This window comes from Fodinicurvata halophila (assembly GCF_042651425.1).
Lineage (GTDB): Bacteria > Pseudomonadota > Alphaproteobacteria > Kiloniellales > DSM-21159 > Fodinicurvata > Fodinicurvata halophila.
The window spans coordinates 16,379-27,774 of sequence record NZ_JBHSCW010000015.1; the positions used below are offsets into that span (position 1 = coordinate 16,379).

General features: G+C 61.0%; 7 protein-coding genes. 1 reads left to right on the plus strand and 6 read right to left on the minus strand.

Annotation, left to right across the window (positions count from 1 at the left end; genetic code table 11):
- The first annotated feature begins 44 nt into the window (after positions 1-44).
- On the plus strand, positions 45-968 hold the full coding sequence (locus tag ACFOW6_RS17840; protein ID WP_382423784.1) for a hypothetical protein: 924 nt from the start codon (positions 45-47) through the stop codon (positions 966-968).
- Between the two features lie 10 nt (positions 969-978).
- Here ACFOW6_RS17840 and ACFOW6_RS17845 read toward each other — a convergent pair whose 3' ends face one another.
- The 6 genes from ACFOW6_RS17845 to ACFOW6_RS17870 form a co-directional block, all read right to left on the minus strand.
- A complete protein-coding gene (locus ACFOW6_RS17845; protein WP_382423785.1) occupies positions 979-1,587 on the minus strand; it encodes a glutathione S-transferase family protein in 609 nt (202 codons plus the stop codon).
- 41 nt (positions 1,588-1,628) lie between these two features.
- A complete protein-coding gene (locus tag ACFOW6_RS17850) occupies positions 1,629-1,973 on the minus strand; it encodes a RidA family protein (protein WP_382423786.1) in 345 nt (114 codons plus the stop codon).
- 27 nt (positions 1,974-2,000) lie between these two features.
- Positions 2,001-3,032, minus strand: coding sequence for a histone deacetylase family protein (locus ACFOW6_RS17855; protein WP_382423787.1), 1,032 nt, complete (start codon positions 3,030-3,032; stop codon positions 2,001-2,003).
- Positions 3,033-3,072: 40 nt separating this feature from the next.
- A complete protein-coding gene (locus ACFOW6_RS17860) occupies positions 3,073-3,228 on the minus strand; it encodes a hypothetical protein (protein ID WP_382423788.1) in 156 nt (51 codons plus the stop codon).
- Positions 3,229-4,602, minus strand: a complete 1,374-nt coding sequence (locus tag ACFOW6_RS17865; RefSeq protein WP_382423789.1) for an aminotransferase family protein — start codon at positions 4,600-4,602, stop codon at positions 3,229-3,231. It abuts the gene before it with no gap.
- Between the two features lie 217 nt (positions 4,603-4,819).
- Complete coding sequence (locus tag ACFOW6_RS17870) at positions 4,820-11,308, minus strand: VWA domain-containing protein (RefSeq protein WP_382423790.1); 6,489 nt, start codon at positions 11,306-11,308, stop codon at positions 4,820-4,822.
- Positions 11,309-11,396 lie beyond the last annotated feature (88 nt).

An 11,396-nucleotide genomic window follows, 5' to 3' on the forward strand; every position in this document is an offset into this window, starting at 1 on the left:
ACCCGACCCCCTGCCACAGGCAGAGGGCAGCAGCGAGGTGACTCATGGACTCGGCACTGATCGAGGCGGCGATCGGACTGGTGCTCGTGTACCTGGTCTTCAGCCTGTCCGTGACCAGCCTCAACGAGGCCATCGCCTCGCTGCTGCAGCTGCGGGGCCGCGTCCTCTACCGGCGCCTGCAGGAGATCTTCGCCGGCGAGGCGGAGTTCATCCTGAACGACCCCCTGCTGCGCAGTCTCTCGGCCAACGGCCGGCCGTCCTACATCCCGCCCGCCCTGTTCGGAGAGACGGTGGCCGTCCGGCTGCGGGACTACCTGGACAGGATCCGCGAGCTGCGCAAGGCGGTGGCGACGGAGGCCGAGCAGGTGCAGGCCCTGAAGGAGGCGGCCGCCCAGTCCCTGGCCGACCTGCCGGCGCCGATACAGGACTATGCCGAGAGCCTGCTGGAGCGGGTCAGCGAGACGGCCAGTGACATCGGCAGCGAGATCGAGCGGCTGGCCACCCGCCACTTCGACGAGATCGCCAGCCGGCTCAGCGGCGTCTACGCCCGCCGGATCAAGCTGTTCTCGGCGGTCATCTCCGCCGTCCTGGTCGTCGGCGCCAACGTGGACAGCCTGCGCATCGTCAACCTGCTGCTGGCCGATGCCTCCCTGCGCCGCCTGCTGGTCGAGCGGGCGGACAGCCTGGGCGAAACCTCAGGCACGCCGGACGAGCTCGCGGCGGGCCTGGATGACGCCCTCCTCTCGAGCCTACCCATCGGCTGGGACTGTGCGCCGGCCATCGCCTTTTCCGGCATTCCGGACCTTGCCTGCGGGTTTCGCGCCGACGCCCTGGCCGTCAGCCTGCTGGGCTGGGGCATCTCGGCCCTGGCGATCATGCTGGGCGCGCCCTTCTGGTTCGGCACGCTGCAGCGCATCTCCAACATCCGGGGCTCGGGCGGCAAGCCGGACGCGCCGCCCTCGAGCTGAGAGCGAAGGTTCAGCCCTGCTCCGCCAGCGCCGCCTCGTTGATCTCCTCGGCCCGGCGATAGGCGGGGCGCTCCGTGCAGCGCGCCACATAGGCGTCGAACACCGGCCGCGGCTCCAGGAGGCCCAGCATCATGCCGTACTTCAGGCCGCCGGCGACCATCAGGTCGGCCATGGTGAAGCGCTCCGTGGCGATCCACTCCCGGCTCTCAAGCTCACCGGCAAGTGTCTCGAAGACCTGTTCGAAGCTGCCCCAGCCGGCGCGGCGCGGGTCCACCTCCAGGCCCGACATCTTCTCGAAATAGGCCGCCTCGATACAGCCGGCGGCGAAGAACAGCCAGCGGTAATAGGCGCCCCGTCGCGGATCCTCCAGCGGCGGCGCCAGCCCGCTGTCCGGGGCCTTGTCGGCCAGGTAGGCGCAGATGGCGGGCGCCTCGGTCACCACCACGCCCTCGTCGCGCAAGGCCGGCACCTTGTCCATGGGATTGATGGCCCGATAGTCGGCCCCGTCCTGCTGGCCTGACCAGATGTCGATCGGAATCTTCTCGTGCGGCAGGCCCGTCTCCTCCAGCGCCCAGAGCGCATAGAAAGACCGCGTCCGCGGTGCCCAGAACAGCTCCATCCTCGAGGTCTCCCAAGATTGCTGCGCGTGTGATGCTGCCCTTATACCGCGGCCGTGACGATGATTTCCACCTGCAGTTCGGGGCTCGCCAGTGTGGCCTCACCGCAGGCGCGGGCCGGGGCGTGGCCTTCGGGAACCCAGGCGTCCCAGACGGCGTTCATCTCGGCGAAGTGCGTCATGTCGTCCAGCCAGATGACCGCCTGCAGGATCTTCGTCTTGTCGCTGCCGGCCTCGGCCAGCAGCTTCTCGATCTTCTGCAGGATGTCCTGGGTCTGCTTGGTGACCGAGGCATTGGTCTCGCCCACCTGGCCGGCCAGGTAGACCGTGCCGTTGTGGATCACGGCCTGGCTCATGCGCTGGCCCACGTGCTTGCGTTCGATCGTCATGCGTCTGCTCCCGTTTTCAAGGTCAGTTCAGATTTTGTGCGCGTTGGTGAAGCCGTCCAGGAAACTGCTGAGGTTGAGCCCCAGCTCGTCGCAGAGATAGCCGCCCTCCTGCACGATCACGCTGGGCAGCCCCAGCTTCGCCAGCCGCTCGCCGATGCGCGCGAAGCCGGGCGTGGAGATGCTGAGCCCCTGCAGGGGATCGCCCTCGTAGGCATCCAGGCCCAGCGCCACCACGATGGCCTGGGGGGCGAAGGCCTGCACCCGCTGCAGGGCCCGGTCCAGGATCGGCATATAGTCGTCGTCCGCCGTGCCGCGGGGGACCGGCAGGTTGAAGTTGTAGCCTAGGCCCGGGCCCTCCCCGCGCTCGTCGGCATGGCCCCAGAAGAAGGGATAGAAGCGCACGGGATCGGCATGGATCGAGACGGTCAGCACGTCGTCGCGCCGGTAGAACATGCCCTGGGTGCCGTTGCCGTGGTGGACGTCCACGTCGATGATGGCGACGCGCGCATGCCGCCGGCGCAGCTTGGCAGCGGCCACGCCCGAATTGTTGAGGAAGCAGAAGCCGCCGGCTATGTCGGCATAGGCATGGTGGCCCGGCGGGCGGCTCAGCGCATAGGCCGCCGGGTCGCCCTCCAGCACCAGCCACGCGGCATGGGTGGCGGCGTGCGCGCTCCACAGCGCCGCCTGCCAGGTTTCGCCCGAGATGGGACAGGCGGTGTCCGCCATGTGATAGCCCGCCTGGCCCACCACCGAGTGCGGATAGCGGCCGTCCCGGTAGTTGGGGTGGACGTTGGGCACCACCTCCTCCGACGCCCCCTCGATGCGCTGCCAGCGCGCATGGACGTGCTCCAGGAAATCCAGGTATTCCGGCGTGTGCACGGCCGACACGGCGGACAGGCCGTAGTCCGGCGGCGTCACCTGCTCCAGCCCGCTGTCCAGGGCCGCGGCCAGCAGGCGGTCGGCGCGTTCCGGCACCTCCGGATTGGGCTTCTGCGCGCCGCTGACCAGGAAGTTTTTGGGATAGTGGCGCTTCTGGGCTTCGTTGAAGACGACTTTCATGCTCGGCCCTTTCTCCTGTGCGGAAAATCGGGAGGGTGTGTCAGCAGGCGACCCGGTCGCCGCCCGTCAGCTCCGGGCGGGCGCGCGCCTCGACGATGCGGCGACTCTTGCGAACCTGCCGGGCATTGTCGACGGCCAGCGCGCGCGGCGCAATGCAGAGATTGTCCTCCGGGCCGCCGTGGGGCCAGTGTCTCATTCAGTTTCCGGCCGAGGTTCCCAGGGGCAGGCCGGCCTCCCGCGCGAAGGCCTCCAGGCTGTCGCCCAGCAGGCCGATCAGCTCGTCGATCTGCGCCTCCTCGACGATCAGCGGCGGGCAGACCATGAAGTGATCGCCCTTGTGGCCGCCCCGCGTGCGCCGGGAATAGATGATCAGGCCCTTGTCGAAGGCGATGTCCACCAGGCGCGCATGGGCGTTCAGCTCCTTCGGCAGCGGCTCCATGGTGTCTCGGTCGCTCACCAGCTCGAAGGCCTGCAGCAGGCCCAGCCCGCGCACGTCGCCGATGAAGGGGAAGCGGTCCATCAGGCCCTCCAGCGCGGTCCGCAGGCTCTCGCCCCGGCGCGCCGCGTTGGCCGGCAGGTCCAGGCGCTCCAGCTCGTCCAGCACCGCCAGGCCGGCGGCGCAGGCCAGCGGATTGCCGGCATAGGTATAGCCGTGGACGAAGCCGCCGGCGTCAAGCACCGCCTCGACGATCCGCCCGTCGGCCGCCATGGCGCCCAGCGGGGCATAGCCGGCGGCGAAGCCCTTGGACAGCGCCATGATGTCGGGCCGCGCCGCCGGCCAGTGATCGACGCCCAGGAAGCGCCCCGTGCGCCCGGCCCCGGTCATCACCTCGTCATAGATCAAGAGGATGCCGAATTCATCGCAGATCTCGCGGATGCGCGGCAGGTAGCTGTCCGGCGGCACCAGCGCGCCCGTCGAGGCGCCGCCCACCGGCTCGACGATGAAGGCCAGCACGCTCTCCGGCCCCTGGCGCAGGATCTCCTCACGCAGCAGCTCGGCGTAGCGCCGGCCGCGCTCCTCGTCGCTGAAATTGTCCCGGTCCAGATAGCAGGTGGGCGCCGGGATCTTGGGCATCTCCTGCATCATCGGCGCGAACGGCTGGGTCATGGTGGCCGTGCCGGTCAGCGCCAGCGCCCCCAGGGTGGAGCCGTGGTAGGAGGGAAAGCGCGAGATCACCTTCCAGCGCTGTTCCTGCCCCGTGGCCAGCGCGTACTGGCGCGCCAGCTTGATGCAGGACTCCACCGCCTCGGACCCGCCGGAGACGAAGAAGATGCGGTCCAGTCCCTCCGGCATGCGCAGCGCCGTGCGCCGCGCCAGCTCCTCGGCCGCCTCGGTCTCGAAATGCAGGCGATAGCCGAAGGTCGCCTTGTCCATCTGCGCGCGCATGGCCGCCAGCACGTTGGGGTTGCCGTGCCCGATGTTGACCACCATCGCCCCGCTGGAGCCGTCCAGATAGCGCTTGCCCGAAGCGTCCCACATATAGACGCCCTCGGCCCGCTCCAGCAGCGGCCGCCGCTGGCGCGTCTGGTAGAAGAGGTGTGATGGTGCTCGGTCGGCGGTGCTGTCCATGGGGTGCGTGCTTGCCTCGATTGAGTCTGGAACGGAACAAAACGATAGCGGCGCGCCTGCCGCGTGACCCGGAACCCTAGCCGTCGGCCAAGCCCCCCTGCAAGGCATTTGGTGAGAGCTGGCGTCGGCCGCCACGGGCTCGGCATTCCATAGCCGAGCGAAGAAAAAGGGCCGCCCCGAAGGACGGCCCTTGTCAGGTCCCGAAGCTCAGGGAACCTCAGGCGATGTTCTCGCTGTTGTTGTCATCGACGTAGACCTGGGCGCTAGAGATAGAACCATCACTGCTACTGCTATCGGTGACTTCGGCCACCTTCACGGTCTCCTTGTTGCCATCATCGCCCTTGACGTCCACCGAGAGATTGCCGTCATCGTCCATGTGGACATTCCCAATCAGGTTCTCCTGGTCATAGAGAACATCAGAGAGGGACGACAGATCTATGGAGTCATTACCATTGTTGAAGTCCGTGATGGTGTTGAAATCGTCAGGATTATCCAGGAGAGCCATCACCTCATCCTCGGTGAAAACGAAGGTATCGGCGCCCCCATTACCGGTCATGTCGTTCTTTCCAAGCCCTCCGATCAGGACATCATCCTTCTCCTGGCCGATCAAATCGACATCCTGACCTATACTTGAAGCATCAATCAGGTTGTTCTCACCTGTTTCACCGATCAGATCATTACCTGACGAAATCTCATCGACCAAATTGAAGCCACCCTGGTAGTCGCCATCAACACCATCTTTCCTGACGTCAATGGTCAGGTCTGCGGTCGAAGTCTGGCCCGTTTCCTCGTCCCGGAGGGTGTAGGTAAAGGTCTCAGTCTGGTCCTCACTCAAGCCCGACGAAGCGACATATGTATAACTGCCGTTCTCATCGATCTCGAGATAACCATCCTTCTCGCCCAGTTTGCTCGTAAGGGTCGTGGTTCCATTAACCGACTGTAATGTCTCGTCTTTATAGCCAATTTCCGTAATCACCCCATCAGAAGGGGTATCCTCCTTGCCATAGTTGGCAATATCTCCTGGATCATGGTTCGGATCATCGATGACATTACCCGAAACCGTATTGATATCAGGGCGCTCCCATTCGACATTGTCGATCTCCAGGCGAGAATTTCCATTCCTGTTTTGGACATCGAGAACGGCGAAGCCGACCTTGTAATCTCCGTCGCCCTGGAAGGTATGCGTGAAGCTACCTTCCGCCCAACGAGGGTCATGCTTATCGTCGCCATCGTTCAGGTCTGAGTGCGCTGAAGTCAGGACTTCAAAATGTTCGAGATTCCCACTTTCATCCACGACAGTGAAAACTGCAACGTCATCCTCATTACCTTTGTCATTTTCGTCTGTCTCAAAATACCAGTCGAAGCTAACGGTATCTCCAATTTTGACGTCCTCGAAATCACGCCGTATACCTGAACCTTCCTCAATCTTATCTTCTTTTGTCTCACTTTGCAGAGTGCCTTCTGGAAGGCCTAGAAGACCATCTTCGATATCTTCCAAATGACCCTCAGCGTTTTGAGGGTAGTCATCGGTCCGCATGACGGCTTTGTAGTCATACTCGTAAGCATTTCCTTCCTCTGTCCAGCCATCGACATAGTGCTCATATCCATTACTGAAATCCGATTCATAGATCACCTGGGTCGAATTGCTCGACTGCCCCACGACTGCGGCATTGTTGTAGGCCTGCGGCCCACCAGCCGAGACATTGATAGTCAGGTTAGCCGTAGTTTTCTGACCATTTTCAGTCTCAAGCGTGTAGGTGAACTTCTCCTCCAGGTCCTCGCTCAGGCCGGACGGCGCTTCATAGGTGTAATCGCCGTCTTTCCAGATATTGAGGAGACCACCTTCATTGGTGGTGATTTCAACGAAATCGTTCCCGCCGAATAAGTGTTCAACACCATCCGGCGAGCCATCGTCATAAACGACCTTGCTGAGCTCGCCATCGGCCGGCCGATCCTGCTTGCCATAATCCGCGTCGTCGTAGTCGTTGTTCGGATCCTCGATGACATTGCCGGAAACAGCTGCGGGGGTTCGGGTCACCTCTACGCGGTCAATGAACAGTTCGGATTTTCCGATATCATCAACATCATCCATCACCGCAAAACCCAGAGTGTATTTTCCCGCCTTCCAGTCTTCGGGAACCGTGAATGTACGGGATCCAGACTGGTTGGAACCGTCATCAGCAGAACTCAGAACCTCTATATGACTTTCGTCGTTTCCTGAAATCGTGAACACACCGAAGTCATCAACATAGTCGAAATTGGTATCCTCAGATTCGAACCTCCAATCGAAGGCTACCTGATCTCCGCCCTTTAAATGAACCTCACCCTTGCTGATGGCTGAGCCTTCAATCGCTTCATTGGGCGTATCCTCATAACCAAGATAATCATCCAGCGCATGGGTCAGACTATTATTGGTCAGCCCCAGGAAATCCTCGATCTTGCCATCGCTTTTCTCGGTACTGTCGGTACTCATCCAAGCTTCGTTGGACTTTTCCTTGGCATTGCCCTTGGACTCCCAGCCGTCCAGGTCGTCGTCGAACGTCCACTCCTCTGTGCCGGGGAGCGACTGCACGAGCGAGTTCTGGTTGTCGTGGGCCACCGGAGCCGGCGCCTGGATGTTAATGTCCAGCTTGGCCCAGGCCGTGTCCCCGTCGCCATCTTTTATCTGATAAAAGAAGCTTTCCGTTGAGCCAACCGGGGCGTTGTCGCTGGCAGTGAATTCGTAACTGCCGTCCTGGTATACCTTCAGTTCGCCCTTATCGGTTGTGATGATAATGGTGTCATCGTCGCTATCTCCATCAGTCGTGTACGTGACCCAACTGTCGTCATCAGGCTCTGTGGCGTCCCCCACTATCTGGACGCCAGAAACCTCGATATCACCATCCTTCGGGCCGTCCGCGCCGAAGACATCATTCGCCAGCAGGTCACCCTGAACCGGCTCCCCGCCGATGGTGGCGAGCAACGTCGCCTCCAGATTGTCGGGATCGATGTTCTCGAGAGCCTTGTCGTCCTCGCTGGCGATCTTCTTCAGTTGCTCCTGCACGCTTTCCGTGCCGATTCCGGCCGCGGTGACATCCAGTCCGTGCTCGGCAACGAAGTCCTGCCAGGCATCGTCATCCGGAAGGTCCAGATAGGTACTACTCTGAGATCCCTGGCTCTCATCCGCATCGGAAATGAAGTAGACCTTCTGTTCGTAGCCCTCGAAAGCCGGATCGTTGATGTCGAGCTCAATCTGCTCCTTGGCCAGGTTCAGGGCATTCGCGTAATGCGTGCCGCCATCGGCCTGCATGTTGCCGATGATGTCATTAGCCTGTGAAATGTCGGTGCCGTCATAGAGTGTATCCGCTTCGGTATTGAAGCCGATGATGTTCAGCTTCAAGGCCACGCCAGCCGCCGCAAAGCTGCTTATGAGGGACTGTGCCGCCGACTGCATCTGCTCCAGACGTGTCTTCGAGCCGCCATTGGCCGTTTCATTCATGGAGTTCGAACGGTCGAGCACGAGAGTCAGATTGACCGGCTTGGGCAGACCCGTCTCGGTACTGGCAGAGTCGTCCACAGCGTTTGGCACGTCGTCCTCAACGGTGACCTTGAACTCACCGATCTGGCTGTTGCCATCCTTCTCGGCCTTGAAGTTGAACTTCAGGTCGAGATTATCGTGGCCATCATCTCCATAGTCGTGATCGAGATCCTCATGGAGGTCGAAGGTATAGGTGCCGTCATCGTTCAACGTAACCGTGAAGACGTCACCTCCATTGGCTTTACCCGTCAATGTCTTGCCGTCACCGGAGACCTCTATATCAACAGGCACGTCGCTGGACTGCAGGCCATCAAGCCAAGGCTGGTTCTCGGTAAACGAGAGGACGGTTTCCACAGGATCATCAATGCCCAGATCTTTGTCGGCAGCCATGATCGCAGCCGAACCGTTCTCACTGCCGTCCGGAAGGCCTTTCTCGAAAACCGTGGCATCTTCCGGAGTGCCAAGATCGATCTTGCAGCTGCCATCAGCCGGATCGATTGTGACCGTCGCAGGATCACTGGTCAGGCCACCTTCATCCTCGACTTCGTACTTGAAGCTGGCTGACTTCTCCTCAACAGGAACGAAACTGAAGTCCTTGATACCGAACTTGGCAGATTCGCCGTTATCGCCCTCAGCCGGACCGATCCAGATCTTGTGGAATGGCTGGTCTGATTGGAAATTGAAGATGGCTGTACTGCCATTCGGCCCATCAGATGGATTGTCGACACCACTATCAATCTTGGTGCCATCTTCATCGAAGATGCTCCATGCGATGCCGTTTTCTTCTGGCACCCCATTGAAGGGCTTCAGCGTAAACTGGGCCTGGTTCACTGCTTGATTGAAGCTGATCTCCACACGCTCATCGTCATCGACCTGTGCCGCGGAGCCGGTACTTACAGCAAGGCCATTTCCTGGGTTATGAGTTAATCCAGACTCGACCCAGTCACTCCCAGCCTTCTTGAGGCCACGCAGGTCGACTTTTCCCGAACCATCGAGCTCCCAGGTACCAGTATTGCCGCTCAGCGTCGGATTTCCGTCGGTAGAAGCCTCTGCACCTTCCTCATAGACATCATCCTTTTCGCCCAGCCACCAGATCTTGGCAGTTGAAGAGAAGGTGGAATTGTTGTCATCCGTGAGGTCAGTAGAGTCATCGATGATGGTGTAATTGCCACTCTCATCTTCGATCACCAGGAAACCGCGGTCGGGGGCTTCCGTGATGCGGAAGGTGAGATCGGCCAGGTCGGACTCCGAGTCCAGTCCGCCCAGAGTGACGTCGTCATTACCCGAGTCCTCACCATCGATCACGTCGTTGATGGAGAGAGGACGTGCAGCCACGACGTCATAGCCATCACCCAAGTGATTGATGATCCCCTCCAACTGATTGGCCTGAGACCCATCGATCTCGCAAACCGCCAAAGCCTGGGTGTCCACCCGGTCCGCCTGCGGCGGGGTATTGGCAGGCTCTTCAATCTGGAACCCGATCTTATCCGAAACGGTCGCGGTCTTGTCGCCGCAATCGCCACAGATCTCCTGCCAATCCGAAGCGAGTTTTCGCTCACTCAGATCATCGAAGGCGTCATCATCGAATTCGGTCGTGGTTGTATCGATATTTAAAGTGAAGTCACCGCTATACCCTTCGGGCAGTTCAAACTTAAACCCATCATCGGCCAGATCCACTTTCTCCGGCCCGGGATAGTCACTGCTATCCAGTTCCAGAACAAGCTGGTCGCCACTAATTTCCTTAACGTTGAAGGTGTATTCCTTGTCGGTTTTCTGGTCGGTTAGCTCAACAGATGTATCTGCCAGGACTTCCTGACCATCCTTGAGCCAAGTCGCCCCACTCAGGCCGGCACCAAGACTCAGGCTTAATCTGGTAATACCCTCAGAGCCATCATCATCCTTCGTCTTGGCGACGTGGTTCAGAGGAATCTGGAGAGCATTGTCCCCACCGGATGGGGATTGATAATCCGTATCTCCGGCGAACCAAGTTTTCGCCGCACCGGCAACACCCTCGACCTTGATCTCGATCGAATCCCGGCTGCTCTCGGCCTCCTGGTCGGCACACTCGGCACAGATCTCTTCCCAGTCACCCTTCAGGGTGCGGGCATCAAGGTCCTCAAAGGCGTCGTCGTCGTACTCCCGCGTCCAGGCCTGGCCCTCAAGCGTGAAGTCCGTGCTGTCGTCGATCGGCAGCTTGATCCCGATCACGCCCGAAAGATCAACCGACGTCGGCGCCGCAACATCATGGCTACCGTCCGCATTCTCTCCCTCGTCGTAGGTCAGGACCAGCTGGCCGTCCTCCTCGCCAACCGTCCAGGTCTGGCCGGCAATCGTGACCTCGTCACCAGCCTCAAGCTTCTCGCCGCTCGACTGGTCAATCCAGTCACCGTCACTCTCGCCCTTGCCGAGAGCTATCTTGAATATCCCCTCGGAGCCGTCGTCGTCCTCGGCCGAGGCCGAATACTTCACAGGAATGACAAGGCTGCTCTCGTCAACCTTGTAGCCATGCTCGGACGAGGACTTCTCGCCATCCTCCGAGAACACCCAGCCATCAAGCTCCGCCTTCTCGTAACTCAGAGACTGCAGGAACAGGTCGCTCTGGTCGTTGTTGTCACCCGGCTCTCCGGCTTCGAACTCAAGCGCCTTGATCGCACCCTTCGTGTCCAGGTCCTTCTGGCCAATCGACAGATCCAGCAGACCCGCAGAGTTCGGATAGGAATCCTGCTCGCCGCTGATCTCAATCGTGCCAAGAACCTCGTCGTTCTCGCCGTAAACCGTGATCGTGCCCTGCTCGGTGCCAATCTCGCCGCCGTAGAACATCGACAGACCGACATCCACGCTCGCAGCACCAGGGCCGTCAAAATCAACCCGCAGTATCTCAGGACCATCAACCTCGTCGATGCTGCCGCCGTCAATGCCGACACCAAAGGCCCCAGGCGCACTCACCTGGGCGTTCGGGCCCTCGCCGGGACCACGGAACACAACCTCGCCATTGCCATCCTTCGCGGACAGACTGATCCCGTCAACATCCTGCCAGCTGTCGCGATAAGCCGCCTGGGTCCCCAGCCACTCAGAGGCGCCCGCAGACACCGCCTCGCCGCCAACGATGATCGGCGCACAGGCACCGGCATACGAGCCAAAGCCCGTCTCCGCCGCCTCGGCCACAACGCCCTCGACCTTGAACGACACACTGGAGGTGTCCGTCCACTCGGTCTTGTCGCCGCAGCCGTTGCACTCCTGCCAGCCATCAATCAGCTCGCGATACGCGCCATCCCCG